Below are 26,891 nucleotides of genomic sequence, written 5' to 3'. Positions count from 1 at the left end.
CTTCTGGAGGGCCGGCGGGATGCCCCCGCCGCCCCCCGGTGGCGCGGGCATCCCGCCGGCCCTCCAGAAGCAGCTGAACGCGCTGGACTGCTCCACCAAGGCGAGCCGCGCCGCTGCCGGTCAGAAGGCCGCCGCCACCAAGCCGTCCGACCCGGTTGTGGCCTGCAAGGACGACGGCACGCAGAAGTACGTGCTCGGTCCGATCGGGGTCGAGGGCACGGACGTCAAGGACGCCAAGGCCGTCTTCGACAGCCAGCAGGGCCAGGGCTGGATCGTCCAGATGGACTTCACCTCCGAGGGCGGCAAGAAGTTCGCGGACGTCACCGGCAAGCTCGCCACCAAGGCGCAGCCGCAGAACCAGTTCGCGATCGTCCTGGACGGCGCGGTGGTCTCCGACCCGCGCGTCAGCGAGCGGCTCAACGGCGGCAACGCCACCATCTCCGGCGGCTTCACCCAGAAGTCCGCCGAGGACCTCGGCAACATGCTGTCCTACGGTGCCCTGCCGCTCTCCTTCAAGATCGACGACGAGACCACGGTCACCGCGGCACTCGGCGGTGAGCAGCTGCACGCCGGTCTGATCGCCGGCGCCATCGGCCTCGCGCTGGTCGTCCTCTACCTCGTCGCCTACTACCGGGGCCTGTCGCTGGTCGCGCTCGCGAGCCTGTGCGTCTCGGCGATCCTGACGTACGCGATCATGACGCTGCTCGGGCCGGCCATCGGGTTCGCGCTGAACCTCCCGGCGGTCTGCGGCGCCATCGTCGCCATCGGTATCACCGCCGACTCGTTCATCGTCTACTTCGAACGCATCCGGGACGAGATCCGTGAGGGCCGCACCCTGCGCCCGGCCGTCGAGCGCGGCTGGCCGCGCGCCCGCCGCACGATCCTGGTCTCCGACTTCGTGTCGTTCCTGGCCGCCGCGGTGCTGTTCATCGTCACCGTCGGCAAGGTGAAGGGCTTCGCGTTCACGCTCGGCCTGACCACCGTGCTCGACGTCGTCGTGGTCTTCTTCTTCACCAAGCCGCTGATGACGCTCCTGGCCCGGCGGAAGTTCTTCGCCGACGGCCACTCGTGGTCCGGCCTCGATCCCAAGCGCCTGGGCGCCAGGCCACCGCTGCGCCGCCGCCGCGGCAGCGCCCCGACCCAGACGAAGGAGGCGTGATGTCCAAGCTCGGAAACATCGGCGCCCGGCTCTACCGCGGCGAGGTCGGCTATGACTTCATCGGCAAGCGGAAGATCTGGTACGGCCTCTCGATCCTCATCACCATCACGGCCATCGTCGGCCTGGCGGTGCGCGGTCTGAACATGGGCATCGAGTTCTCCGGCGGCGCGGTCTTCACCACGCCGAAGACCTCGGTCTCCGCCTCGGAGGCGCAGCACAAGGCCGAGTCGGCGGCGGGCGGCCACCAGGCCGTGGTGCAGAAGCTCGGCGGCGGCGCGCTGCGCATCCAGATCAGCGGTCTGGACACCAAGCAGGCGCTGCCGGTCCAGGAAGAGCTCGCCAAGGACCTGAACGTCCAGGTCAAGGACGTCAACACCCAGCTGGTCGGTCCGAGCTGGGGTGAGCAGATCGCCAACAAGGCCTGGCTGGGCCTGGGGATCTTCATGGTCCTCGTGGTGCTCTATCTGGCCATCGCCTTCGAGTGGCGGATGGCGCTCGCCGCCCTGGTCGCGCTCATCCACGACCTCACCATCACCGTCGGTGTCTACGCCCTGGTCGGCTTCGAGGTCACCCCGGGCACGGTCATCGGTCTGCTGACGATCCTCGGTTACTCCCTGTACGACACGGTGGTCGTCTTCGACAGCCTCAAGGAGGCCTCGAAGGACATCACCAAGCAGACCCGCTTCACCTACAGCGAGATCGCCAACCGCTCCATCAACAGCACCCTGGTGCGGTCCATCAACACCACCGTCGTGGCGCTGCTGCCGGTCGCCGGTCTGCTGTTCGTCGGCGGCGGTGTACTGGGTGCGGGCATGCTCAACGACATCTCGCTGGCCCTGTTCGTCGGTCTCGCCGCCGGTGCGTACTCCTCGATCTTCATCGCGACCCCGCTGGTCGCCGAGCTGAAGAGCCGCGAGCCGCAGATGAAGGCGCTGACCAAGCGGGTGCAGGCGAAGCGTGCCGCGGCCGCCGCCAAGGAAGCGAACCAGGAGGGCCCGCAGGCCGAGGACGTCGAGGACGCCGACGCCGAGGACGCCGCGGTCGTCGGACCGCGCCGGCAGCCCGCCTCCCGCAACCGCGGACGCGGCCGCCCGTCGGGCAAGCGCCGATGAGCGAGCGTAGCGAGCGAAACATCAGGAGGTGCGTGCCGCGCGAATGCGAGGCTGAGCGAAGCGAGGTTTCGGCATGAGTGCCCCCACCGCCCTGCGCGAGCTGCTGCTCAGCCGGATATCGGACGTCCCGGACCATCCGCAGCCGGGCGTGGTGTTCAAGGACATCACCCCGCTGCTGGCCGACCCGGTCGCCTTCGGCGCGCTGACCGACGCCTTCGTCGATCTGTGCGCGCGGTTCCGCGTGGACAAGGTCGTGGGCCTGGAGGCGCGCGGCTTCATCCTCGCCGCCCCGGTCGCGGTCCGCGCCGCCGTCGGCTTCGTGCCCGTACGCAAGGCGGGCAAGCTGCCCGGTGCGACGCTCGGGCAGGCCTACGAGCTGGAGTACGGCACGGCCGAGATCGAGCTGCACGCCGATGCGCTGGACCCGGGCGACCGGGTGCTGGTGATCGACGACGTGCTCGCCACCGGCGGGACCGCCGAGGCGTCGTTGCAGCTCATCCGGCGTGCGGGCGCCGAGGTCGCGGGCCTGGCGGTGCTGCTGGAGCTCGGCTTCCTGGCCGGGCGGCAGCGGCTGGAGCCGGGCCTGAAGGGCGCTCCGCTGGAGGCCTTGATCACGGTCTGAGCCGGTCTCACTCCGCACCACGTCGCAGGGGCACCCGGAAGAATTCGGGTGCCCCTGCTGCTGTGTCATGTACGGACCCATGGCCGCGGGGGAGTTGTCCGCCCGGGGTCGATACCATGGCACCCCGGCCCGTTCGAGGCACTGGGGTCCGGAACCGCCTGAGGAGTGCTCTTGCCAGACGAGGCCCAGCCGCTCTCCCCCGGATCGCGTCCGGCGGGAACCGACGCCGCGCGCCCGGATGAGCCGAAGCCCGCGAACGCGGCTTCCCCCCGCGCGCCCGAGTCCGGGCGGCAGGGCGCCCCCGACGGTACCGACGGGCCCCGGCCGGCCGGCCGGTCCGCCGCGTCCGGGCCGCCCGCCGAGCGGCGCGGCAAGGCCCCCGAGGCGGGCTCCGCCGCTTCCTCGTCCCAGCCGGCCCCGACGCCGTCCCGCGCGGACAAGCCGCCGGCCAAGGCCGACCAGCCGGTCGCTTCCCGGCCGCTGCCGCCCACCCCCGCCGGCCGCTCCGGCTCCCCGAACCGCGTACGGGCCCGCCTCGCCCGGCTGGGCGTGCAGCGCTCCAGCCCGTACAACCCGGTCCTGGAGCCGCTGCTGCGGGCCGTCCGCGGCAACGACCCCAAGATCGAGACCGCCACGCTGCGGCAGATCGAGCGGGCCTACCAGGTCGCCGAGCGCTGGCACCGCGGCCAGAAGCGCAAGAGCGGCGACCCGTACATCACCCACCCCCTCGCGGTGACGACGATCCTCGCCGAGCTGGGCATGGACCCGGCGACGCTGATGGCCGGCCTGCTGCACGACACCGTCGAGGACACCGAGTACGGCCTGGACACCCTGCGGAACGACTTCGGCGATCAGGTCGCGCTGCTGGTCGACGGCGTCACCAAGCTCGACCGCGTCAAGTTCGGTGAGGCCGCGCAGGCCGAGACCGTCCGCAAGATGGTCGTCGCGATGGCCAAGGACCCGCGTGTCCTGGTCATCAAGCTCGCCGACCGGCTGCACAACATGCGCACCATGCGTTACCTCAAGCGGGAGAAGCAGGAGAAGAAGGCCCGCGAGACGCTGGAGATCTACGCACCGCTCGCCCACCGCCTGGGCATGAACACCATTAAGTGGGAGCTGGAGGATCTTTCCTTCGCGATCCTCTACCCCAAGATGTACGACGAGATCGTGCGGCTGGTCGCCGAGCGGGCGCCCAAGCGCGACGAGTATCTGGCGATAGTGACCGACGAGGTCCAGGCCGATCTGCGGTCCGCCCGGATCAAGGCCACGGTCACCGGCCGCCCGAAGCACTACTACAGCGTCTACCAGAAGATGATCGTCCGCGGACGCGACTTCGCCGAGATCTACGACCTGGTGGGCATCCGCGTCCTCGTCGACACGGTCCGCGACTGCTACGCGGCCCTCGGCACCATCCACGCGCGATGGAATCCGGTCCCCGGCCGGTTCAAGGACTACATCGCGATGCCCAAGTTCAACATGTACCAGTCGCTGCACACGACCGTGATCGGCCCCAGCGGCAAGCCCGTTGAGCTCCAGATCCGTACGTTCGACATGCACCGCCGCGCCGAGTACGGCATCGCCGCGCACTGGAAGTACAAGCAGGAGGCGGTGGCGGGCGCCTCCAAGATCCGTACGGACGTCCCGAAGTCCGCCGCCGGCAAGGCGGGCAAGGGCCAGGACACGGTCAACGACATGGCCTGGCTGCGGCAGTTGCTGGACTGGCAGAAGGAGACCGAGGACCCGGGCGAGTTCCTGGAGTCGCTGCGCTTCGACCTGTCGCGCAACGAGGTCTTCGTGTTCACGCCGAAGGGCGATGTCATAGCGCTGCCGGCCGGTGCCACCCCCGTCGACTTCGCGTACGCGGTGCACACCGAGGTCGGCCACCGCACGATAGGGGCCAGGGTCAACGGGCGCCTCGTACCGCTCGAATCGACCCTGGACAACGGCGACTTGGTCGAGGTCTTCACCTCCAAGGCGACGGGCGCCGGACCGTCCCGCGACTGGCTCGGCTTCGTCAAGTCCCCGCGCGCCCGCAACAAGATCCGCGGCTGGTTCTCCAAGGAGCGCCGCGACGAGGCGATCGAGCAGGGCAAGGACGCCATCGCGCGGGCCATGCGCAAGCAGAACCTGCCGATCCAGCGGATCCTGACCGGCGACTCCCTGGTCACCCTCGCGCACGAGATGCGCTACCCGGACATCTCCTCGCTCTACGCCGCCATCGGCGAGGGCCATGTCGCCGCGCAGGGCGTCGTCCAGAAGCTGGTGCAGGCACTCGGCGGCCAGGACGAGGCCACCGAGGACATCGCCGAGTCGACACCGATCCGGCCGCGCTCCAAGCGCCGGTCCAGCGCCGACCCGGGTGTGGTCGTCAAGGGCGTCGACGATGTGTGGGTCAAGCTGGCCCGCTGCTGCACTCCGGTGCCGGGCGACCCCATCATCGGCTTCGTCACCCGCGGCAACGGCGTCTCGGTGCACCGCGCCGACTGCGTCAACGTGGACTCGCTGTCCCGGCAGCCGGAGCGGATCCTGGAGGTCGAGTGGGCGCCCACCCAGTCCTCGGTCTTCCTGGTCGCCATCCAGGTCGAGGCGCTGGACCGTTCCCGCCTCCTGTCGGACGTCACCCGGATCCTGTCCGACCAGCACGTCAACATCCTCTCGGCGGCCGTCCAGACCTCCCGGGACCGCGTCGCTACCTCCCGCTTCACCTTCGAGATGGGCGACCCCAAGCATCTGGGCCATGTCCTGAAGGCGGTCCGGGGCGTGGAGGGCGTGTACGACGTGTACCGGGTGACGTCGGCCAGAAGGCCGTAACAGGCAGCCGAAGGGCCCGGTACGGATCCCGTACCGGGCCCTTCTGCGTCTGGCACCTCAGCCACTGACTGAGGAACCCCTACGGCGAGCAACCACGTCCGCGACAGCGGCGCCGGCTCAGGCGCAAAGCTCAGCCGCCGAACTCCTCCAGGCCCTTCAGCGCCTGGTCCAGCAGTGCCTTGCGGCCCTCCAGCTCACGGCCGAGCTTGTCGGCCTTGGCGTCGTTGCCGGCCGCCCGGGCCGTGTCGATCTGCTTCTGCAGCTTGTCGACCGCGTCCTGGAGCTGGCCGGTGAGCCCCGCGGCGCGGGCCCGCGCCTCAGGGTTCGTACGGCGCCACTCGTTCTCCTCGGCGTCCTGGATGGCGCGCTCGACGGCGTGCATCCGGCCCTCGATCTTGGGGCGGGCGTCCCGGGGGACGTGGCCGATGGCCTCCCACCGCTCGTTGATCGAGCGGAACGCCGCACGGGCGGCCTTCAGGTCCGACACCGGGAGCAGCTTCTCGGCCTCGACGGCCAGCTCCTCCTTGCGGGTCAGATTCTCCCGCTGCTCGGTGTCGCGCTCCGCGAAGACCTCACCGCGCGCCTGGAAGAAGATGTCCTGGGCGCCGCGGAAGCGGTTCCACAGGCCGTCCTCGTGCTCGCGCTGGGCCCGGCCCGCGGCCTTCCAGTCCGCCATCAGCTCGCGGTAGCGGGCCGCGGTGGCCCCCCAGTCCGTCGAGTGCGACAGCGACTCGGCCTCGGCGACCAGCTTCTCCTTCGCCTTGCGGGACTCCTCGCGCTGGGCGTCCAGCGACGCGAAGTGGGCCTTGCGCCGCTTGGAGAACGCCGAGCGGGCGTGCGAGAAGCGGTGCCACAGCTCGTCGTCCGCCTTGCGGTCGAGCCGCGGCAGGCTCTTCCAGGTGTCCACCAGCGCGCGCAGCCGCTCACCGGCGGCCCGCCACTGCTCGCTGGCCGCCAGCTCCTCGGCCTCGACGACCAGCTTCTCCTTGGCCTGCCGGGCCTCGTCGCTCTGCTTGGCCTTCTGCGCCTTGCGCTCCTCGCGACGCGACTCGACGGCCTCGACGAGCTTGTCCAGCCGCTTCTTGAGTGCGTCCAGATCGCCCACCGCGTGGTGTTCGTCGACCTGGGTGCGCAGGTGCTCGATCGCGGTCGTCGCGTCCTTCGCCGACAGGTCGGTGGTCTTGACCCGGCGCTCGAGGAGGCCGATCTCGACGACCAGGCCCTCATACTTGCGCTCGAAGTAGGCGAGGGCCTCCTCGGGAGTTCCTGCCTGCCACGATCCGACGACCTGCTCGCCATCGGCGGTACGCACGTACACGGTCCCCGTCTCATCGACGCGGCCCCATGGGTCGCTGCTCACAGCGCCTCCTCCACATGATGCCGACGGGGGCGTGCGGCCCCCCGGCATCGTCCACAGTTTCTGTCCGGCAGAGCCACGCCCTGGCCGGTCCGACGGGCTGACTTGCGGGTGAGGGTGGCAGCCGTCGGAGCAGGCACCCTACACAACGCCAATCTAGGCGAACGGCGCTCGGCTGTCCGCATCCAGCGCGACCGAATTCCGCCGTGCGCACCGGGGACGGCGGTGGCCGCCCCCGGGGCGCCCGGCAGGTCAGGACTTCTTCACGGTCGCCCGGTTGATCACGACGGTGGCGTTGGGCACGGTGGCGCGGATCGCCTGGTCGGGCCGCGAACCCGCATCGGCGATCTTGCGCAGCACGTCCATGCCGCCGGTGATCGTGCCGAAGGGGGTGTAGTTCGGGGGCAGCTTGCTGTCCTGGTAGACGAGGAAGAACTGGCTGCCACCGGTGTTGCGGGTCTCCTTGCTCCGGCCGTCGTAGCGGTTGGCCATCGCGACCGTCCCCGCCGGATAGACACCGCCCTTGAGCCGGGGATCCTTGAGGTTCTCGTCCGGAATGGTGTAGCCGGGGGTGCCCTGACCGGTGCCCTTCGGGTCACCGCACTGCAGGACGTGGATCCCCTCGTCGACCAGCCGGTGGCACTTGCTGTGGTCGAAATACCCCTGACCGGCCAGGAAGGCGAAGGAGTTGACGGTGTGCGGGGCCTTGCCGGCGTCCAGCTTCAGCTCGATCGTGCCGCAGGTCGTCGCCAGCTTCGCGGAGTAGGAGGCCGAGGTGTCGAGCGACATCGCCGGCTCCTTCTTCCAGGTCTTCGCCGACGGTGCGCCCTTCGCGGGCCTGGCACAGGGGTCCGGGGCCTTCGACGGCGCCCCGTCCGCGGCGGCACGGTCGGACGGCCCGCCGCCGGTCAGTCCCGCGGAGGCGTAGACGGCGCCGCCGGCGGCCAGGGCGACGGCCACGGCGGACGCGGTGATCACGTTGCGGCGTTTGGCCTTCCGCTGGGCGACGGACCGTCGTTGTTGCTGGCGCTCGAACTTCTCCCGGGCGAGCTGCCGCCGCCGCTGATCCTTGCTGACCACCGGTCGTCTCCTTGTCCGCTCATCGATCACTGAGATGCGCCGTGGCCGTACCGTATACGGGTTCGCCCTGCCGGGAGTCCCGCCGGTAGGCTCTGGAGCTGCCGAGATGTCCGGAGAGCGGCCCCCGCGGCCCGACCTCCACACCGACCTTTAAGGACGAACGTGCTGATTGCCGGGTTCCCCGCCGGGGCCTGGGGCACCAACTGCTACTTGGTCGCCCCCGCCGCCGGTGAGGAGTGCGTCATCATCGACCCGGGCCACCAGGCGGCCCAAGGAGTCGAGGACGCGGTCAAAAAGCATCGGCTCAAGCCCGTCGCGGTCGTCCTCACCCATGGCCATATCGACCATGTCGCCTCCGTCGTTCCGGTGTGCGGTGCCCACGGCGTCCCGGCCTGGATCCACCCCGAGGACCGCTACATGATGAGCGACCCGGCGAAGGCCATCGGCCGCTCCCTCGGTCAGCAGCTGATGGGCGACCTCACCGTGGGGGAGCCGGACGACGTCAAGGAGCTGAGCGACGGCACCGCCCTGCAGCTCGCCGGGATGGAGTTCTCCGTCGACCATGCACCGGGCCATACCAAGGGGTCGGTGACGTTCAGGATGCCCGAGCAGGCCGACATCCCGCCGGTCTTCTTCTCGGGCGATCTGCTGTTCGCCGGCTCCATCGGACGCACCGATCTGCCGGGCGGCGACCACGCCGAGATCCTCAAGTCGCTGGCGCGCGTGTGCCTGCCGCTGGAGGACTCGACCGTCGTCCTGTCCGGCCACGGCCCCCAGACCACCATCGGCCGCGAGCGCGCCACCAACCCCTTCCTGCGGGAGGTGGCGGCCGGCCTCGGAGACGGCTCCAGCGCCGCTCCACGACGAGGAATGTGACGAGAGCTTCCGTGAGCACCTTCAAGGCCCCCAAGGGCACGTACGACCTGATTCCGCCGCAGTCCGCCACCTACCTCGCGGTGCGCGAGGCGATCGCCGCGCCGCTGAAGAACTCCGGGTACGGCTACATCGAGACGCCCGGTTTCGAGAACGTCGAGCTGTTCGCGCGCGGCGTCGGTGAGTCCACCGACATCGTGACCAAGGAGATGTACGCCTTCGAGACCAAGGGCGGCGACCAGCTCGCGCTGCGCCCCGAGGGCACCGCGTCCGTACTGCGTGCCGCACTGGAGGCCAACCTCCACAAGGCGGGCAACCTCCCGGTCAAGCTCTGGTACTCCGGTTCGTACTACCGCTACGAGCGTCCGCAGAAGGGCCGATACCGCCACTTCTCCCAGGTCGGCGCCGAGGCGATCGGCACCGAGGACCCGGCGCTGGACGCCGAGTTGATCATCCTGGCGGACCAGGCGTACCGGGCGCTGGGGCTGCGGAGCTTCCGCATCCTGCTGAACTCCCTGGGTGACAAGGAGTGCCGTCCCGTCTACCGAGCGGCGCTGCAGGACTTCCTGCGCGGGCTCGACCTCGACGAGGACACCCGGCGCCGGGTCGACATCAACCCGCTGCGGGTCCTGGACGACAAGCGCGAGGCGGTGCAGAAGCAGCTCGACGGGGCGCCCAAGCTCCGCGACTACCTCTGCGAGGCCTGCAAGGCGTACCACGAGCAGGTACGCGAGCTGCTGACCGCGGCGGGCGTGGCCTTCGAGGACGACGAGAAGCTGGTCCGTGGCCTGGACTACTACACCCGCACCACCTTCGAGTTCGTCCACGACGGCCTGGGCTCGCAGTCCGCGGTGGGCGGCGGCGGCCGCTACGACGGCCTCTCGGAGATGATCGGCGGCCCCGCGCTGCCGTCCGTCGGCTGGGCGCTGGGCGTCGACCGTACGGTGCTGGCGCTGGAGGCGGAGGGCATCACGCTCGACATCCCCGCGGCCACCGCCGTCTACGCGGTACCGCTCGGCGAGGAGGCCCGCCGGGTGCTGTTCGGCGTGGTCACCGAGCTGCGCCGGTCCGGCGTCGCCACCGACTTCGCGTACGGCGGCAAGGGCCTGAAGAACGCCATGAAGTCCGCCAACCGCTCCGGCGCACGGCTGGCGATCGTGGCGGGCGAGCGGGATCTGGCCGAGGGCGTGGTCCAGCTCAAGGACCTGGAGAGTGGTGAGCAGACCGCGGTCGCGCTGGGCGCGGTGGCCGAGGAGATCCGGCGCGCGCTGGGCTGAGCCGCCTGCGGACGGACGTTGAGGGGCCCGGCGGCGACCTGCCGTCCGGGCCCCTCGTGCTGCCGGGCGCCCGGTGTCAACCCAGGCCGTGCCGTCATCCCGGCGGACGGATTCCGGTGCTGCCGCGACGGCGACGGTGGGCTCGCGGGCGGGCGGCAGGTCGGGCGGCAGGACGTGCCGGGGCGGAGCGCAGGCTGAGAGAACGCTGTGTACGGAGGGTTCGTCTTTATGCGCACCGCACAGTGGGTCATGGTGGAGTTGGGGCACAATGAACGGCGCGGCCGCGCTTGCCCGGCCCGCCTGCTGAGGCCCATCTCCTGAGGGATCGACGGAACGGCGATATGACGACGACAGCGCTTGACGACGTGTCCACCGACGACGACCGCGCGAGCAGCGCGCCCGCCACCGGCTCCGGTCGCGGGCTCGCCCTGCTCCTGGTGATCACCGGTGCACTGGGTCTGCTGGCGGCCTGGGTCATCACCTTGGACAAGTTCGAGCTGCTGAAGGACCCGAACTTCAAGCCGGCCTGCAGCCTCAACCCGATCATCTCCTGCGGCAACGTCATGCAGAGCAAGCAGGCGGAAGCCTTCGGCTTCCCGAACCCGATGGCCGGGCTGGTCGGCTTCGGCGTGGTGATCGCGATCGGCATGGCCCTGCTGGCGGGCGCCCGCTTCCGCCGCTGGTACTGGATCGGGCTGAACATCGGCACCGGGCTCGCCACGGTCTTTTGCATGTGGCTGATGACCCAGTCGCTGTACAGCATCAACTCGCTGTGCCTGTGGTGCACGCTGACCTGGTGCGTCACGATCCTGATGTTCTGGTACACGACCGCGCACAACCTCAAGCACGGCATCATCCCGTCCCCCGAGGGGCTGCGGCGCGTGGTGCTGGAGTTCCACTGGGTCGTACCGGTGCTCTGGTACGGCGTGATCGCGCTGCTGATCCTCACCAAATGGTGGTCGTACTGGAGCACGCTGATCTAGTAGGTGCGTGCACTGATCCCCTAACCGCGCGAAGCCCGCTCCACGCCCCGGACGCCGTCGATGACGGCGGCCGGGGCGTTGTCAGTGGGGTGGCTTAGGCTCGTGATCGTGGAGCCCGACCTGTTCACCGCCGCCGCCGAAGACCGCCAGGAGAAGGACCCCGCGGGGTCCCCGCTCGCCGTGCGGATGCGTCCGCGCACCCTCGACGAGGTCGTGGGCCAGCAGCATCTGCTCAGGCCGGGCTCGCCGCTGCGGCGGCTGGTGGGTGACGACGGCAAGGGCGGGACGGGCGGCCCCGCGGGGCCGTCATCGGTGTTCCTGTGGGGGCCGCCCGGCATCGGGAAGACGACCCTCGCGTACGTCGTCAGCCAGGCGACGAACAAGCGCTTCGTGGAGCTGTCGGCGATCACGGCGGGCGTCAAGGAGGTCCGTACGGTCATCGACGGCGCCAGGCGTGCCTCGGGCGGCTACGGCAAGGAGACCGTCCTCTTCCTCGACGAGATCCACCGCTTCAGCAAGGCCCAGCAGGACTCCCTGCTGCCCGCCGTGGAGAACCGCTGGGTGACCCTGATCGCCGCGACGACCGAGAACCCGTATTTCTCGGTGATCTCGCCGCTGCTCTCCCGGTCGCTGCTGCTGACGCTCGAACCCCTCACGGACGACGATCTGCGCGGGCTGCTGCGGCGCGCGCTGACCGATGCGCGCGGGCTGGCCGGCGCGGTGACCCTCCCCGAGGACACCGAGGCGCATCTGCTGCGCATCGCGGGCGGGGACGCCCGGCGGGCGCTGACCGCCCTGGAGGCCGGCGCCGGATCCGCGCTGTCCAAGGGCGAGAAGGAGATCACCCTCCGGACCCTGGAGGAGTCCGTCGACCGGGCGGCGGTGAAGTACGACCGGGACGGCGACCAGCACTACGACGTCGCCAGCGCGCTGATCAAGTCCATCCGGGGCTCGGACGTCGATGCCGCGCTGCACTATCTCGCGCGCATGATCGAGGCGGGCGAGGACCCGCGCTTCATCGCGCGCCGGCTGATGATCTCGGCGAGCGAGGACATCGGCCTGGCCGATCCGACGGCGCTGCAGACGGCGGTCGCCGCGGCCCAGGCCGTGGCGCTGATCGGCTTCCCGGAGGCGCGGATCACCCTCAGCCAGGCCACCATCGCGCTCGCCCTGGCGCCGAAGTCGAATGCCGCGTATCTCGCGATCGATGCCGCGCTGGCGGACGTCCGGGCCGGTCAGGCGGGTGCGGTGCCGCTCCGTCTGCGCGACAGCCACTACAAGGGCGCCCAGAAGCTCGGCCACGGTCAGGGCTATCAGTATCCGCACGACCTGCCGGGCGGCATCGCGGCCCAGCAGTACGCGCCCGACGAGGTGCACGGCAAGCGCTACTACTCACCGACCCGGCACGGCGCCGAGGCCCGCTATGCCGATGTCGCCGAGCGGGTCCGCGCCCGGCTGCGCGGCGCAGGTGGCGAGGGCACCACCGACTAGGCGGCCGTGCCCCGGCTCTCCTGCGCCCCGGCTCTACCGTGCGCCCGCCGCCTCGAAGAGATGGTGCATCGCCCGCCGCAGCCCGGCCACGTCCCGCACCGGCTCCGGGAAGTCGAACCGCGCGTCGAAGGAGCGCTGCCCGGCGTCGGTGAAGCGGACCCGCAGCCCGAAGCGGTCCAGGCTCACCGGCACCGCCCGATCGCGCAGCCCGCAGACCGCCTGGGTGCTGTCGTCCAGCAGGGCACACAGCTCGCGCACCTGCTCGCCGTGCGCCGCGTGCAGATGCTGCAGCAGCTCCGCCTCATGGGCGACCAGCGGGTCGGGGACCGCCTCGGCGAAGGCGTCGGGCTCGACGGGGTCGGCGCCCCACAGATCGTCCACCGCGCACTCCCCGACCTCCAGGCGCAGCATCATCCAGGCGGCCCGCCCGTACCTGCCCGGTGCCGGGTCCGGCTCCAGCGCTTCGCCGAGGCCGAGCAGCTCGCCCACCGGGTGCCGCTCCGCCAGCAGCATCGCGGCCTCGGCGCGCTGCGCGTTGCGTACGGGGGTGAGCCAGCCGGCGATCCAGGCCCGTCCGCGGACGCGATGGGGCACCGAAACCGGCGCGACATCCGTGATCTCCATCACGGCTGCCAGGTCGTCATCCTGGGCGTGGGCGGCGGCCCGGGCCGCGGCACAGTCGCCAGGAACCAGCAACAGCACGTCTCCACCGGATGTGACGGTCCGGCAGACGGGACCGGAGAGGCCGTTCTCTTCGGGGTCCTCGACGCCGGGGACGTTCAGGGACGCCATACCATGGGATTCGACGAGGGTTCGTACGCGCTCGGCGGCAGAGGGCTGCTGGGCGTCTTCCTTGGGACGCGGCTGACCCGCCTCTGTGCTCTGAGCAGCACCGGGCAGGGGGATCCCAGGTCGAAACATGCGTTCTCCTCGCGCTAAGGTAAGCCTCACCTAACTTACACGGAGGTCCGTTCCACGTGAACCAGTCGCGTCCCAAGGTCAAGAAGTCCCGCGCGCTCGGCATTGCGCTGACGCCGAAGGCCGTCAAGTACTTCGAGGCCCGTCCCTACCCGCCCGGCGAGCACGGCCGCGGCCGCAAGCAGTCCAGTGACTACAAGGTCCGTCTGCTGGAGAAGCAGCGTCTGCGTGCGCAGTACGACATCAGCGAGCGCCAGATGGCGCGTGCCTACGACCGCGCTCGGAAGGTCGAAGGCAAGACCGGCGAAGCGCTGATCATCGAGCTTGAGCGCCGTCTGGACGCGCTCGTCCTGCGGTCGGGCATCGCCCGCACGATCTACCAGGCTCGCCAGATGGTCGTCCACGGCCACATCTCGGTGAACGACCGCAAGGTCGACAAGCCGTCCTTCCGCGTCCGTCCCGGCGATGTCGTGATGGTCCGCGAGCGCAGCCGCGAGAAGCACCCCTTCCAGGTCGCGCGTGAGGGTGGCTACGCCCCCGACGGCGAGACCCCCCGCTACCTGGAGGTCAACCTGCAGGCTCTGGCGTTCCGCCTCGACCGGGACCCGAACCGCAAGGAGATCCCGGTGATCTGCGACGAGCAGCTCGTCGTCGAGTACTACGCCCGCTGAGCACCACCGCAGGCGCAGCACCACGCTCAGCCCGCCGTCTCCCCGCCGCTCGCGGAGGGGGAGGCGGCGGGTTCGTTCGTGCCGGGCGCCGTGCGCCGCAGCGCAGGACGGCCCGCGGAGTCCGGGCCCGCGGACCGCAGGGCCCGGGCCACCGCCGCGTCCAGATCGAGCCGCCCGCCCACCCGCAGGCAGTGCTCGTAGCGCTCGGACCCCAGCCGTTCGCGCGCCTGCTCCGCGCACTGGGCATGCGGCTGGTGGAAGTGGCGCGAGCCGAACAACGGCAGCCCGACCGACGACCACAGCCGCGCCGCGGCGCCCTGCAGCACCGCCGCCTCCGCCGCGTCGCCCTCGCCCAGCGTCACCTGGGCCAGCAGCTCGATCGCCAGCACCGCGCCCAGCAGATCGCCGAAGGAGTGCTCGATGGCCAGGCACTTCTCCAGCAGCGCCCGCGCCCGCCCGCCGTCCCCCCGCGACCAGGCCGCACAGGCCAGCACGAACTGGGCGTACGCCAGCGTCCAGCGCTCACCGTGGTCCTCGCAGACCTCCAGGACGCCCTCGCACAGCCGCACCGCGTCCGCCAGCTCGCCCTGGAAGGTCAGCGCCATCGCCAGCTCCACCTGCCCCATCAGCACCGTGATGCTGAGCTCGCCGACCTCCCGGTAGTGGCGCAGCGCCCGGCGCAGCAGCTCCTCGGCGCGCGGCATGTCGTCGCAGACCAGCGCCAGGCAGCCGGTGCGCTGCAGCGCGTACGCGGCGGCGGTGGCGTTGCCGGTCCGCTCGGCCTCGTCGCGGCACCGCTGCAGCGAACCGAGGGCGGCGACGGTGTCCCCCTGGAGCACCGCGACATAACCGGCCACCCACAGCGCCTTCATCCGTGCGTCGTCGTGGTCGCTCTCCAGCTCCAGGGCCCGGTCCAGCCAGTGCCGGCCCTCCGCGAGCCGTCCGCAGGCCACCCAGTAGAACCACAGCGTGCCGGCCAGATACTGGCCCAGGTGCGAATCGGCCGGGCTCTGCAGGCTCTGCTCCAGCGCCACCCGCAGATTGGGCAGCTCGGCCTCGATCCGGGCCGCGATCTCGGCCTGCCGGGGGCTGAACCAGTCCAGCTCGCACCAGGTGGCCAGGCCCAGATACCAGTCGCGGTGCCGGCGCCGCAGCCGCTCGCCGTCGGCGGTCGCCGCCAGCCAGCCCGCGCCGTAGGCCCGTACGGTGTCCAGCATCCGGTAGCGCACCCCGGCCGCGGTCTCCTCGCGTACCAGCACCGACTGGGCGACCAACTCCGCGAGGACGTCGAGGAGTTCGTCGGCCGGCAGCTCCGGGCCCGAGCAGACGTATTCGGCCGCCTCCAGGTCGAACTGCCCGGCGAAGACCGACAGCCGCGCCCACAGCAGCCGTTCCGCGGGCGTGCACAGCTCATGGCTCCAGCCGATCGCGGTACGCAGGGTCTGATGGCGGGGCAGTGCGCCACGGGCGTTGCCGGTCAGCAGCCGGAAACGGTCGTCGAGCCGGTGCAGCACCTGGGACACGGACAGCGCGCGCAGCCGTCCGGCGGCCAGTTCCAGTGCCAGCGGGATGCCGTCGAGCCGGTCGCAGAGCTCGCCGACCGCCGCCTCGTCGGACGGCCCGACGGTGAAGCCGGCGACGACGGACGCGGCGCGGTCGGCGAACAGGGCACGCGCGTCGGCGGTGTTCATCGGCGCCAGCGGCACGATCCGTTCGCCGCCGACCCCGAGCGGCCGGCGGCCGGCGGCCAGCACCCGCAGCCCGGGGGCGCGCCGCAGCAGCTCCGCGGTCAGCTCGGCGCAGGCGTCGACCAGGTGCTCGTACCCGTCGAGGACGAGCAGCAGCTCACGGTCGGCCAGGTGCTCGCACAGCGCGGCGCGCACCGGGCGGCCGCCGTAGCCGGCCGGTGCCAGGACCTCGGCGACGGCGTGGTCGAGCAGGTGCGCCTCGCGCAGCGAGGCCAGTTCGACCAGCCACACCCCATCGCAGAAGCGATCCTGCAAGATCGCTGCGCTCTGTCCGGCAAGCCGTGATTTCCCGACGCCGCCGAGTCCGGTGAGGGTCACCAGCCGGGCGGATGCCAGCTCCCGCGCCAGCGCGGCCAGTTCGTCGCCGCGGCCGATGAAGCGGTTGAGTTCCGCGGGGAGATTCCCGGGCCTTCGCGGTGCCCGGACACGCTCGGGGGAGGGGCGGGCGGCGGGGCCGGAGCGCGTGAGGCGTCGCATGGCACACGGAGCGTACTCGGCGGGATGCGGACCGTACAATCACGCCGCCGGATTCCCCCGGCATCCGCTGCGCGCCACCGGGAACGCGGTGCGGGCGGGCAGTCGCGGCGCGATAAGGTCAAGGTTGCCGTTCGAGCAGGACGAAACCAGACCAGACCAGTCGGAGAGTGGTGCCAACGTGTCCGGTGGAGAGGTGGCCGGGATCCTCGTGGCCGTCTTCTGGGCGATCCTTGTGTCGTTCCTCGCCCTCGTGCTGGTGAGGCTCGCACAGACGCTGAAGGCGACCACGAAAATGGTGGCCGAGGTGTCCGAGCAGGCCGTCCCGCTCCTGGCCGACGCCTCCGCGACCGTCCGCTCCGCGCACAGCCAGCTGGCCCGCGTCGACGCCATCGCGGCCGACGTCCAGGAGGTCACCGCCAACGCCTCCGCGCTCTCCTCGACCGTCTCCTCCGCCTTCGGGGGCCCGCTGGTCAAGGTGGCGGCCTTCGGCTACGGGGTGCGCCGCGCGATCGGCAAGAAGGGCGCGGACGCCCCTGCCACCGGGCGCGCTGAGCGCACCGTCGTCGTCGGCCGTACCCTGCCCGGCGCCCGCCGCGGCGGGCGCCGCAACCGCCGCTCCAAGGACTGATCACCGCGATGTTCCGCCGCGCATTCTGGTTCACCACCGGCGCCGCCGCCGGCGTGTGGGCCACCAACAAGGTCCACCGCAAGCTGCGCAAGCTGCAGCCCGACAGCCTCGCCGCGCAGGCCGCGGACAAGGCCGTCGAGACCGGACACCGGCTGCGCCAATTTGCATTGGACGTACGGACCGGAATGGCGGACCGTGAAGAACAGCTGCACGAAGCCCTCGGAATCGGCGAGCAGGCCGAGGTGCGTGAGCTGCCCGCACCGCGGCGTGCGGTGCTCGAACCGCAGTACCGAACCACGAGAACAACCGGACCGCACGGTCTGACCGGACCGACTGGAAAAGAGGACCACTGATGGAGTCGGCTGAAATCCGCAGGCGCTGGCTGCGCTTCTTCGAGGAGCGCGGGCACACCGTCGTGCCGTCGGCGTCGCTCATCGCGGACGACCCGACGCTGCTGCTCGTCAACGCGGGCATGGTCCCCTTCAAGCCGTACTTCCTCGGTGAGGTCAAGCCGCCCGGCCCGCGTGCCACCAGCGTCCAGAAGTGCGTCCGTACGCCGGACATCGAAGAGGTCGGCAAGACCACCCGGCACGGCACCTTCTTCCAGATGTGCGGCAACTTCTCCTTCGGCGACTACTTCAAGGAAGGCGCCATCACGTACGCCTGGGAGCTGCTGACCGGCTCGCAGGCCGACGGTGGCTACGGCCTCGACCCGGAGAAGCTCTGGATCACCGTCTACCTCGACGACGACGAGGCCGAGCGCATCTGGCACGAGGTCATCGGCGTGCCCAAGGAGCGCATCCAGCGCCTGGGCAAGAAGGAGAACTACTGGTCCATGGGCGTCCCGGGCCCCTGCGGCCCGTGCTCCGAGATCAACTACGACCGCGGCCCGGAGTTCGGCGTCGAGGGCGGCCCGGCCGTCAACGACGAGCGGTACGTCGAGATCTGGAACCTCGTCTTCATGCAGTACGAGCGGGGTCAGGGCACCGGCAAGGAGGACTTCGAGATCCTCGGCGAGCTGCCCAGCAAGAACATCGACACCGGCCTCGGTCTTGAGCGCCTGGCGATGATCCTGCAGGACGTGCAGAACATGTACGAGACCGACACCCTGCGCGTCGTCATCGACAAGGCCACCGAGCTGACCGGCGTCCGCTACGGCCACTCGCACGACTCCGACGTCTCGCTGCGCGTGGTCGCCGACCACATCCGCACCTCCACGATGCTCATCGGCGACGGCGTCACCCCCGGCAACGAGGGCCGCGGCTACGTCCTGCGCCGCATCATGCGCCGCGCCATCCGCAACATGCGCCTGCTCGGCGCCACCGGGCTGGTCATCGGTGAGCTGATGGACGTGGTCATCAAGACCATGGGCCAGCAGTACCCGGAGCTGCTGGAGGACCGCCGCCGCATCGAGACGGTCGCCCTCGCCGAGGAGGCCGCCTTCGTCAAGACGCTGAAGGCCGGCACCAACATCCTCGACTCCGCCGTCACCGACACCAAGGCCACCGGCGGCACGGTCCTGCCCGGCGACAAGGCCTTCCTGCTCCACGACACCTGGGGCTTCCCGATCGACCTCACCCTCGAAATGGCCGCCGAACAGGGCCTTTCGGTGGACGAGGACGGCTTCCGGCGGCTGATGAAGGAGCAGCGGGAGCGGGCCAAGGCCGATGCCCAGGCCAAGAAGAGCGGCCACGCCGACCTGTCCGCCTACCGCGAGGTGGCCGACACGTCCGGCGCCACGGAGTTCACCGGCTACAGCGCCACCGAGGGCGAGTCCACCCTCGTGGGCCTGCTGGTCAACGGCGTACCGGCGCCCGCCGCCCACGAGGGCGACGAGGTCGAGGTCGTCCTGGACCGCACCCCCTTCTATGCCGAGGGCGGCGGCCAGCTCGCCGACACCGGCCGGATCAAGCTGGACTCCGGCGCCGTCGTCGAGGTCCGCGACGTCCAGCAGCCGGTGCCCGGCGTCACGGTCCACAAGGGCGTCGTCCAGGTCGGTGAGGTGGTGGTCGGCTCCGCCGCGTACGCCGCCATCGACGTCACCCGCCGGCGGGCCATCGCCCGCGCCCACAGCGCCACCCACCTCACCCACCAGGCGCTGCGCGACGCCCTCGGCCCGACGGCCGCCCAGGCCGGTTCGGAGAACTCCCCGGGCCGCTTCCGCTTCGACTTCGGCTCGCCGGCCGCCGTGCCCGGCACGGTCCTCACGGACGTCGAGCAGAAGATCAACGACGTGCTGGCCCGTGAGCTCGATGTGCACGCCGAGGTCATGAGCATGGACGACGCCAAGAAGCAGGGCGCCATCGCCGAGTTCGGCGAGAAGTACGGCGACCGGGTCCGGGTCGTCACCATCGGCGACTTCTCCAAGGAGCTGTGCGGCGGCACGCACGTCCACAACACCGCCCAGCTGGGTCTGGTGAAGCTGCTCGGCGAGTCCTCCATCGGCTCCGGCGTGCGCCGCGTCGAGGCGCTGGTCGGTGTGGACGCCTACCGGTTCCTGGCCCGCGAGCACACCGTCGTCTCCCAGCTCACCGAGCTGGTCAAGGGACGTCCGGAGGAGCTGCCGGAGAAGATCTCCGGTGTCCTGGCCAAGCTGAAGGACGCCGAGAAGGAGATCGAGAAGTTCCGCGCCGAGAAGGTGCTGCAGGCCGCCGCCGGGCTGGCCGAGGGCGCCAAGGACGTGCGCGGGGTGGCGCTGGCCGCCGGTCAGGTCCCGGACGGCACCTCCGCCGACGACCTGCGCAAGCTGGTGCTCGACGTCCGCGGCCGGATCCAGGGCGGCCGGGCCGCCGTTGTGGCGCTTTTCACGGTGGCGGGCGGCCGTCCGCTGACGGTCATCGCCACCAACGAGGCCGCCCGCGAGCGCGGCATCAAGGCCGGTGACCTGGTCCGTGCCGCCGCCAAGACGCTCGGCGGCGGTGGCGGCGGCAAGCCGGACGTCGCCCAGGGCGGTGGCCAGAACGCCGCCGCGGTGCCCGAGGCCATCGAGGCCGTCGAGCGCCTCGTCGCCGAGGCGGCCTGACGCGCGTGAGTGAGATGCGACGCGGCCGGCGCATCGCGGTGGACGTCGGGGATGCCCGCATCGGGGTCGCCTCGTGCGACCCCGACGGGGTCCTCGCCACCCCCGTCGAGACCGTCCCGGGGCGTGACGTCCCGTCAGCGCACCGCCGGCTCAAGGCGATCGTCGAGGAGTACGAACCCCTCGAAGTCGTGGTCGGTCTGCCCCGCTCCCTCCACGGGGGAGAGGGGCCGGCCGCGGCCAAGGTCCGGGCCTTCGCCCAGGAGCTGGCCCGCGCCATCGCACCCGTAGGGGTCCGGCTGGTCGACGAGCGGATGTCGACGGTGACCGCGACCCAGGGCCTGCGGGCCTCGGGGGTGCGGAGCAAGAAGGGCCGCTCGGTGGTCGACCAGGCGGCGGCCGTGGTCATCCTGCAGAGCGCACTGGAGACCGAGCGCGTCTCGGGGGCCCCTCCGGGCGAGAGCGTCGAAGTGGTCATCTGATCGCGGTACGGTAACGTTCCGCGCGATGTGCGGCGTTCGAACAGCCGCGCGTGCAAGTAGAGGCGGGTCGGGTTACCAGCAAGCGCGCTGCCAGGCCGGAGCGCACCGCCTCTCGGCTCTAGGGGATCGATGACCGAGTATGGCCGGGGCTACGGCTCCGAACCGTGGCACCCCGAGGACCCGCTCTACGGAGAGCAGGGTCCTTACGGAGGCCAGGCCCAGCAGCCTCAGTGGAGCGGCAGGCAGTCCGCCCCGCACCCCCCGCAGCAGCCGGATCCGTATCCGCAGCAGCAGTACCACGGGGGCTGGGACGGCCCGCAGGGCGGACACGTGCCGTACGACCCCTACGGGCAGCAGCAGCCGCCGGTCGACCCGTACACCGGCGCGAGCCCCGACTACTACGGCACGCCGGACGCCTATCCGCCGCCGCATCCGGACCATCTGCGGCAGCAGGCTCAGCAGGCCCAGCAGGCCCAGCAGATGCAGCAGACGCAGGAACAGCCGCGGTACCAGCCGCCGCACCCGGCGCAGCAGAGCCCGCAGCAGCCGGAGCCGTACTACGACGACGGCCCGGGTGACGACTGGCGGGCCGGGCCGGAGCCGCGCGAGCCGGAGCCGGAGCACGCGTTCTTCGCGGATCGCGACGAGGACGACGAAAGCGACGACCCGGACCCGGGCGAGGACGGCCGGGGCGGGCGCGACCGCCGCGGCAAGAACAACAAGAAGAACAAGCGGCGCAGCGGCCGGGCCTGTCTGGTCGTCTTCCTGCTCTTCGCCGGCGCCGCGGGCACCGTCGGGTACTTCGGCTACGACTTCATCGTGAGCCACTTCGGCTTGTCCCCCGATTACGAGGGCGAGGGCTCCGGCGACATCCAGGTCGACATTCCGGATGGTTCGCCGCTTTCCGAAATGGCGCAGATCCTCCAGGAAAAGGGCGTCATCAAGAGCGCCGGGGCCTTCACGGAGGCGGCCGGGGAGAACGCGAAGGCGCAGAGCCTGCAACCGGGGACGTACACCCTCCGCAAGAAGATGTCGGGCGCCGCGGCCATCGAGCTCATGCTGGATCCCAAGAGCCGAAACGGCCTCACCATCCGGGAAGGGCTGCGCTCCGCCGACGTCTACAAACTCATCGACCAGAAGCTGCATCTCAAGGCCGGCACGACCAAGGGCGTGGCAAAGAGCGACGCCAAGAACCTCGGACTGCCGTCCTGGGCCGATGATTCCCCGAAGATAAAGGACCCGCTGGAGGGCTTCCTCTACCCGTCGACCTACAGCGTGGGCGGCAAGGCGAAGCCGGACGCGGTGCTCAAGCAGATGGTGGCGCGGGCCAACCAGGTATACCAGCGGTATGACTTGGAGGGGAATGCCCGAAAGCTCCACCTCTCCTCGCCGATGCAGCTGCTGACCGTCGCCAGCCTCACGCAGGCCGAAGGCAAGTACAAGCACGACTTCGTCAAGGTCGCGCGCGTCGTCTACAACCGCCTCAAGCCGAACAACACCGAGACCTACGGTCTGCTGGACTTCGACTCGACGGTGAACTACGCGAAATCCCAGAGCACCCTGGACACCGGGTCCGTCGACAATCTGCGGAACTTCAACGACCCGTACAACACCTACAAGTTCAAGGGACTGCCGCCGGGCCCGATCGGCAACCCGGGTGAGGTGGCGCTCAAATCGGCCATCGACCCGGCCAAGGGCAACTGGTACTACTTCGTCTCGATCAACCCGGAAAAGACGCTGTTCGCCGAGACGAACGAAGAGCACGAGCGCAACCGGCGCATCTACGAAAAGGAACACGGGAAAGCCAAGTAATGAGCACCACCCGTCGAGCCGCGGTGCTCGGTTCCCCGATCGCCCATTCCCTTTCCCCGGTACTGCACCGCGCCGCCTACCGGGAGTTGGGCCTGAGCGACTGGACGTACGGCCGGCACGAGGTCGACGAAGCGGCCCTGCCCGCCTTCATGGAGCGCCTGGACGCCACCTGGGCGGGACTGTCGCTGACCATGCCGCTCAAGCGCGCGGTGATCCCGCTGCTCGACGAGATCACCCCGACCGCGGCCTCGGTCGAGGCGGTGAACACCGTCGTCCTCACCGGCGACGGGCGCCGCCTCGGCGATAACACGGACATCCCCGGCATGCTCGCCGCGCTGCGCGAGCGCGGGGTACAGCAGGTCGAGCGGGCCTCCGTGCTGGGCGCCGGCGCCACCGCCTCCTCGGCGCTCGCCGCCCTCGCCCGTATCTGCACCGGCGAGGTCACCGCATATGTCCGCAGCGACGCCCGCGCGGCGGAGATGCGCGGCTGGGGCGAGCGGCTCGGGGTCCCGGTCCGCACCGCCCCCTGGGAGGACGCCGCCGCGGCCTTCGAGGCGCCGCTGACCGTCGCCACCACCCCGGCGGGCACCACCGACGCGCTCGCCGCCGCCGTCCCCGCGCGGCCCGGCACCCTCTTCGACGTCCTCTACGAGCCCTGGCCGACGGCGCTGGCCGCCGCCTGGGCCGGCCGCGGCGGCGCCGTGGTCGGCGGCCTCGACCTGCTCGTCCACCAGGCCGTCCTGCAGGTGGAGCAGATGACGGGGCGCACGCCGGCGCCGCTCGCCGCGATGCGCAGCGCCGGGGAGGCGGCACTCCTCGCCCGCTGATCCGCCCGGCCGGCCCCCGCGCGTGCGGTCCGCTCCCTGGACTGGGCGCCGCCCCACCGGCGCGACGTGGGAGGATCAGGGGGAGACCGTACGCGGATGAGCAGTACATGAGGAGCACCGTTGAGCAGGTTGCGCTGGCTGACGGCGGGGGAGTCGCACGGCCCCGCACTCGTGGCGACGCTGGAAGGCCTTCCGGCCGGGGTCCCGATCACCACCGAGCTGGTGGCGGACGCACTCGCGAGGCGCCGGCTCGGCTACGGCCGCGGTGCCCGGATGAAGTTCGAGCAGGACGAGGTCACCTTCCTGGGCGGCGTACGGCACGGCCTGTCGCTGGGCTCGCCGGTGGCCGTGATGGTCGGCAACACCGAGTGGCCCAAGTGGGAGCAGGTCATGGCGGCCGACCCGGTGGACCCGGAAGTGCTGGACTCGCTGGCCCGTAACGAGCCGCTGACCCGCCCCCGCCCCGGCCACGCCGACCTCGCCGGGATGCAGAAGTACGGCTTCGACGAGGCCCGTCCGGTCCTGGAGCGGGCCTCCGCCCGCGAGACCGCCGCCCGGGTCGCCCTGGGCGCGGTCGCCCGGTCCTTCCTCAAGGAGGCGGCCGGTATCGAGATCGTCTCGCACGTCGTGGAGCTGGCCGCGGCCAAGGCCCCCTACGGCGTCTACCCCAAGCCCTCCGACGTCGAGAAGCTGGACGCCGACCCGGTGCGCTGCCTGGACGCGGACGCGAGCAAGGCGATGGTCGCCGAGATCGACCAGGCCCACAAGGACGGCGACACCCTCGGCGGGGTGGTCGAGGTGCTGGCCTACGGCGTGCCGGTCGGGCTCGGCTCGCACGTCCACTGGGACCGGCGGCTGGACGCCCGGCTGGCCGCGGCCCTCATGGGCATCCAGGCGATCAAGGGCGTCGAGGTCGGCGACGGCTTCGACCTGGCGCGGGTGCCGGGCTCGAAGGCGCACGACGAGATCGTCGCCACCGACGACGGGATCAAGCGCAGCTCGGGCCGCTCCGGCGGCACCGAGGGCGGGCTGGCGACCGGCGAACTGCTGCGGGTGCGCGCCGCGATGAAGCCGATCGCGACGGTGCCGCGGGCGCTGGCGACCATCGATGTGAGCACGGGCGAGGCGGCCAAGGCGCACCACCAGCGCTCGGACGTCTGCGCCGTGCCGGCCGCCGGCATCGTCGCCGAGGCGATGGTGGCGCTCGTGCTGGCGGACGCGCTGCTGGAGAAGTTCGGCGGCGACAGCGTGCCGGAGACCCGCCGCAATGTGCGCAGCTTCCTCGACAACCTGGCGATCAAGTGACCTCGCCGGTCGTCGTCCTGATCGGCCCGCCCGGGGCCGGCAAGTCCACGGTGGGCGCCCTGCTCGCCGAGCGGCTGGGCGTCGGCTATCGCGACACCGATGCCGATGTCGTCGCCACGGCCGGCCGGCCGATCGCCGAGATCTTCATCGACCAGGGCGAGCCGCACTTCCGTGAGCTGGAGCGGGCGGCCGTCCGCAGCGCCCTGGAGGGCCACCCGGGCGTGCTCTCGCTCGGCGGCGGCGCGATCCTCGACGAGGGCACCCGGGCGCTGCTGTCCGGGCTGCCGGTGGTCTTCCTGGACGTGGAGCTGGCCGACGCGGTCAAGCGGGTGGGGCTGGACGCGCCCCGCCCGCTGCTGGCCGTCAACCCGCGCAAGCAGTGGCGCGAGCTGATGGAGCGGCGCCGCCCGCTGTACACCGAGGTCGCGCGCGCCGTGGTCGCCACGGCCGGGCGCACCCCCGCCCAGGTCGCCGAGGTGATCATGGACGCATTGGAGCTACGGCCGGCCGCGGGAGACGCCCCGCGGGCCGCCCACAGGGAGGAACAGGCATGACGGAGCAGGCCACCCGTATCCAGGTCGGCGGCACGGCGGGCACCGACCCGTACGAGGTGCTCGTCGGGCGGCAGCTGCTCGGTGAGCTCCCGGGCCTGATCGGTGAGGGCGTGAAGCGGGTGGCGGTGCTGCACCCGGAGGCGCTGGCCGCCACCGGTGAGGCGCTGCGCGAGGACCTGGCCGCCCAGGGCTACGAGGCGATCGCCATCCAGCTGCCGAACGCCGAGGAGGCCAAGACCGCCGAGGTCGCGGCGTACTGCTGGAAGGCGCTCGGGCAGTCCGGCTTCACCCGCAGCGATGTGCTCGTCGGCGTCGGCGGCGGGGCCACCACCGACCTGGCCGGTTTCGTCGCCGCGACCTGGCTGCGCGGGGTGCGCTGGATCGCCGTACCGACCACCGTGCTCGGCATGGTGGACGCGGCGGTCGGCGGCAAGACCGGCATCAACACCGCCGAGGGCAAGAACCTCGTCGGCGCCTTCCACCCGCCGGCCGGGGTGCTCTGCGATCTGGCCGCGCTCGACTCGCTGCCGGTGCACGACTACGTCTCAGGTCTGGCCGAGGTCATCAAGGCCGGCTTCATCGCCGACCCGGCGATCCTCGACCTGATCGAGTCGGACCCGGAGGCCGCCAAGCGCCCGGACGGGGCGCACACCGCCGAGCTCATCGAGCGGGCGATCCGGGTCAAGGCCGAGGTGGTCTCCGCGGACCTCAAGGAGTCCGGTCTGCGCGAGATCCTCAACTACGGCCACACCCTGGCGCACGCCATCGAGAAGAACGAGCGCTACAACTGGCGGCACGGCGCCGCGGTCTCCGTCGGCATGGTCTTCGCCGCCGAACTCGGCCGGATCGCCGGCCGCTTGGACGATGCCACCGCCGACCGGCACCGCACGGTCCTCGCCTCCGTCGGGCTGCCGCTGACCTACCGCGGCGACCAGTGGCCCAAGCTGCTGGAGACGATGAAGGTCGACAAGAAGTCCCGTGGCGACCGGCTGCGCTTCATCGTCCTGGACGGCCTGGCCAAGCCGACCGTCCTGGAGGGCCCGGACCCGGCCATGCTGCTCGCCGCGCACGCCGAGATCGCGGCCTGAGCCGTCCGCCCCGGCGGGTCCGCGCCGCGCCGCGCGACGGGCCGGGCTCCGGCCGCTCGGCTCCCGCGGTCCACGGGCCCGCGGTGCCGCCGCCCGGTCCCGGCGTCCGCACCCCGCCGCGCCCCGCACTCCGCGTACGGCCCGCGGGACGCGGCACCCGGCGGACGGCGGTGCCCCGCGGGCCCGTACGCGACGGGCCGGGGCGCTGCGTCCGCCCGCCGGCCGGCTGACGCGCCATCAGGGGCACCTCGGCCCGGCCCCGGCCGTTCATGTGCTGAGCAGCGGGGCAGGACCTCTCCTGACCGGGCCCGGGAGGGTACCGTTCGCAGCAGCACCACCCCCACCGGGCCGTGGGGCACAACGGCCCCTCCGCGCCGGTGGGTTGCCCCACGACGCACGGGCGGCCGAGCCCGGCGCCGGGGGCACTCCCGGCGGCAGCCGGGGGAGCACCGCACCACATCGAACGCACGAGACGGAGAGCCACCGGATGCAGTACGCAGTGGGGGCTCCGCTGCCGCCGCCCCGCGGGCAGGCATCAGGACCCGGGGCCGCCATGAACTGGACGCCCCACCCGGGGCAGCCCACCCCGCCCAGCTC

Annotated in this window: 22 protein-coding genes; 18 read left to right on the top strand and 4 right to left on the bottom strand. The window is 71.5% G+C overall.

From position 1 onward, the window contains the following. From secD to EST54_RS25745, 4 genes are all read left to right on the top strand, one after another. Positions 1–1,159 (top strand): protein translocase subunit SecD (gene secD / locus EST54_RS25760; protein ID WP_129250117.1); only part of this gene is annotated, 1,159 nt, incomplete at its 5' end. Continuing rightward, the gene (secF, locus tag EST54_RS25755) at positions 1,159–2,271 is read left to right on the top strand and encodes a protein translocase subunit SecF (RefSeq protein ID WP_129250116.1); all 1,113 of its coding nucleotides are present in this window, start codon (positions 1,159–1,161) and stop codon (positions 2,269–2,271) included. The genes secD and secF, both read left to right, overlap by 1 nt. A gap of 73 nt (positions 2,272–2,344) precedes the next feature. Then, positions 2,345–2,893 carry an adenine phosphoribosyltransferase gene (locus EST54_RS25750; protein WP_129250115.1) on the top strand — a complete coding sequence of 183 codons (549 nt, stop codon included), beginning with the start codon at positions 2,345–2,347 and terminating at the stop codon, positions 2,891–2,893. Between the two features lie 171 nt (positions 2,894–3,064). Then, positions 3,065–5,704 (top strand): RelA/SpoT family protein, encoded by a 2,640-nt coding sequence (locus EST54_RS25745; protein ID WP_129250114.1) that lies wholly within the window; start codon positions 3,065–3,067, stop codon positions 5,702–5,704. A 130-nt stretch (positions 5,705–5,834) separates the two neighbouring features. On the opposite strand, the gene EST54_RS25740 is transcribed toward EST54_RS25745, so the two are convergent. Beyond that, a complete protein-coding gene (locus tag EST54_RS25740; RefSeq protein ID WP_129250113.1) occupies positions 5,835–7,064 on the bottom strand; it encodes a DUF349 domain-containing protein in 1,230 nt (409 codons plus the stop codon). A gap of 249 nt (positions 7,065–7,313) precedes the next feature. Next, entirely contained in the window at positions 7,314–8,141 is an 828-nt protein-coding gene (locus EST54_RS25735; RefSeq protein WP_129250112.1) for a peptidylprolyl isomerase, read from the bottom strand. A gap of 162 nt (positions 8,142–8,303) precedes the next feature. On the opposite strand from EST54_RS25735, the gene EST54_RS25730 reads away from it, so the two are divergent. The 4 genes from EST54_RS25730 (at position 8,304) to EST54_RS25715 (ending at position 12,765) form a co-directional block, all read left to right on the top strand. Continuing rightward, a complete protein-coding gene (locus EST54_RS25730) occupies positions 8,304–9,017 on the top strand; it encodes an MBL fold metallo-hydrolase (RefSeq protein WP_129250111.1) in 714 nt (237 codons plus the stop codon). Positions 9,018–9,028: 11 nt separating this feature from the next. Then, positions 9,029–10,291, top strand: a complete 1,263-nt coding sequence (gene hisS, locus EST54_RS25725; protein WP_129250110.1) for a histidine--tRNA ligase — start codon at positions 9,029–9,031, stop codon at positions 10,289–10,291. A gap of 341 nt (positions 10,292–10,632) precedes the next feature. Then, positions 10,633–11,274, top strand: a complete 642-nt coding sequence (locus EST54_RS25720) for a vitamin K epoxide reductase family protein (protein WP_129250109.1) — start codon at positions 10,633–10,635, stop codon at positions 11,272–11,274. A 108-nt stretch (positions 11,275–11,382) separates the two neighbouring features. Continuing rightward, entirely contained in the window at positions 11,383–12,765 is a 1,383-nt protein-coding gene (locus EST54_RS25715) for a replication-associated recombination protein A (RefSeq protein WP_129250108.1), read from the top strand. Positions 12,766–12,798: 33 nt separating this feature from the next. On the opposite strand, the gene EST54_RS25710 is transcribed toward EST54_RS25715, so the two are convergent. After that, entirely contained in the window at positions 12,799–13,557 is a 759-nt protein-coding gene (locus tag EST54_RS25710; RefSeq protein ID WP_129250107.1) for a DUF2470 domain-containing protein, read from the bottom strand. Between the two features lie 185 nt (positions 13,558–13,742). Here EST54_RS25710 and rpsD point away from each other — a divergent pair, with 185 nt between their 5' ends. Beyond that, positions 13,743–14,354: a 30S ribosomal protein S4 gene (gene rpsD, locus EST54_RS25705; protein ID WP_086718482.1), complete on the top strand. Its 612-nt coding sequence runs from the start codon at positions 13,743–13,745 to the stop codon at positions 14,352–14,354. Positions 14,355–14,380: 26 nt separating this feature from the next. On the opposite strand, the gene EST54_RS25700 is transcribed toward rpsD, so the two are convergent. Next, positions 14,381–16,579: an ATP-binding protein gene (locus EST54_RS25700; RefSeq protein ID WP_129250106.1), complete on the bottom strand. Its 2,199-nt coding sequence runs from the start codon at positions 16,577–16,579 to the stop codon at positions 14,381–14,383. A gap of 178 nt (positions 16,580–16,757) precedes the next feature. Between EST54_RS25700 and EST54_RS25695 the strand changes: the two genes are divergently transcribed. The 9 genes from EST54_RS25695 (at position 16,758) to aroB (ending at position 26,294) form a co-directional block, all read left to right on the top strand. Next, positions 16,758–17,207 carry a DUF948 domain-containing protein gene (locus EST54_RS25695; protein ID WP_244942615.1) on the top strand — a complete coding sequence of 150 codons (450 nt, stop codon included), beginning with the start codon at positions 16,758–16,760 and terminating at the stop codon, positions 17,205–17,207. A gap of 8 nt (positions 17,208–17,215) precedes the next feature. Further along, a complete protein-coding gene (locus tag EST54_RS25690; protein WP_129250105.1) occupies positions 17,216–17,560 on the top strand; it encodes a DUF6167 family protein in 345 nt (114 codons plus the stop codon). After that, positions 17,560–20,229, top strand: a complete 2,670-nt coding sequence (alaS, locus tag EST54_RS25685) for an alanine--tRNA ligase (RefSeq protein ID WP_129250104.1) — start codon at positions 17,560–17,562, stop codon at positions 20,227–20,229. Before EST54_RS25690 ends, alaS begins: the two co-directional genes overlap by 1 nt. 14 nt (positions 20,230–20,243) lie before the next feature. Then, entirely contained in the window at positions 20,244–20,708 is a 465-nt protein-coding gene (gene ruvX, locus EST54_RS25680; RefSeq protein WP_129250118.1) for a Holliday junction resolvase RuvX, read from the top strand. A gap of 129 nt (positions 20,709–20,837) precedes the next feature. Continuing rightward, the gene (gene mltG / locus EST54_RS25675; RefSeq protein ID WP_129250103.1) at positions 20,838–22,520 is read left to right on the top strand and encodes an endolytic transglycosylase MltG; all 1,683 of its coding nucleotides are present in this window, start codon (positions 20,838–20,840) and stop codon (positions 22,518–22,520) included. Next, positions 22,520–23,347 (top strand): shikimate dehydrogenase, encoded by an 828-nt coding sequence (locus tag EST54_RS25670; RefSeq protein WP_129250102.1) that lies wholly within the window; start codon positions 22,520–22,522, stop codon positions 23,345–23,347. The genes mltG and EST54_RS25670 overlap by 1 nt, the downstream gene beginning before the upstream one ends. A gap of 120 nt (positions 23,348–23,467) precedes the next feature. Next, on the top strand, positions 23,468–24,652 hold the full coding sequence (aroC, locus tag EST54_RS25665; RefSeq protein ID WP_129250101.1) for a chorismate synthase: 1,185 nt from the start codon (positions 23,468–23,470) through the stop codon (positions 24,650–24,652). Next, the gene (locus EST54_RS25660; RefSeq protein ID WP_129250100.1) at positions 24,649–25,206 is read left to right on the top strand and encodes a shikimate kinase; all 558 of its coding nucleotides are present in this window, start codon (positions 24,649–24,651) and stop codon (positions 25,204–25,206) included. The genes aroC and EST54_RS25660 overlap by 4 nt, the downstream gene beginning before the upstream one ends. Further along, entirely contained in the window at positions 25,203–26,294 is a 1,092-nt protein-coding gene (gene aroB / locus EST54_RS25655; RefSeq protein ID WP_129250099.1) for a 3-dehydroquinate synthase, read from the top strand. The genes EST54_RS25660 and aroB overlap by 4 nt, the downstream gene beginning before the upstream one ends. Positions 26,295–26,891: the final 597 nt, after the last annotated feature.

It is taken from the genome of Streptomyces sioyaensis (assembly GCF_004122735.1).
GTDB classification, from domain to species: Bacteria; Actinomycetota; Actinomycetes; order Streptomycetales; family Streptomycetaceae; genus Streptomyces; species Streptomyces sioyaensis.
The sequence above is the reverse complement of the archived record's forward strand: the minus strand, read 5'-3'. Positions and strand labels throughout refer to the sequence as shown.

What these genes read in the sequence shown, in the direction of transcription:
- ruvX (WP_129250118.1), top strand. Translation starts at nt 20,244, where the DNA reads ATGCGACGCGGCCGGCGCATCGCGGTGGACGTCGGGGATGCCCGCATC.
- EST54_RS25700 (WP_129250106.1), bottom strand. Translation starts at nt 16,579, where the DNA reads ATGCGACGCCTCACGCGCTCCGGCCCCGCCGCCCGCCCCTCCCCCGAG.
- aroB (WP_129250099.1), top strand. Translation starts at nt 25,203, where the DNA reads ATGACGGAGCAGGCCACCCGTATCCAGGTCGGCGGCACGGCGGGCACC.
- mltG (WP_129250103.1), top strand. Translation starts at nt 20,838, where the DNA reads ATGACCGAGTATGGCCGGGGCTACGGCTCCGAACCGTGGCACCCCGAG.
- EST54_RS25750 (WP_129250115.1), top strand. Translation starts at nt 2,345, where the DNA reads ATGAGTGCCCCCACCGCCCTGCGCGAGCTGCTGCTCAGCCGGATATCG.
- alaS (WP_129250104.1), top strand. Translation starts at nt 17,560, where the DNA reads ATGGAGTCGGCTGAAATCCGCAGGCGCTGGCTGCGCTTCTTCGAGGAG.
- EST54_RS25720 (WP_129250109.1), top strand. Translation starts at nt 10,633, where the DNA reads ATGACGACGACAGCGCTTGACGACGTGTCCACCGACGACGACCGCGCG.
- EST54_RS25710 (WP_129250107.1), bottom strand. Translation starts at nt 13,557, where the DNA reads ATGGCGTCCCTGAACGTCCCCGGCGTCGAGGACCCCGAAGAGAACGGC.
- secF (WP_129250116.1), top strand. Translation starts at nt 1,159, where the DNA reads ATGTCCAAGCTCGGAAACATCGGCGCCCGGCTCTACCGCGGCGAGGTC.
- EST54_RS25690 (WP_129250105.1), top strand. Translation starts at nt 17,216, where the DNA reads ATGTTCCGCCGCGCATTCTGGTTCACCACCGGCGCCGCCGCCGGCGTG.
- EST54_RS25670 (WP_129250102.1), top strand. Translation starts at nt 22,520, where the DNA reads ATGAGCACCACCCGTCGAGCCGCGGTGCTCGGTTCCCCGATCGCCCAT.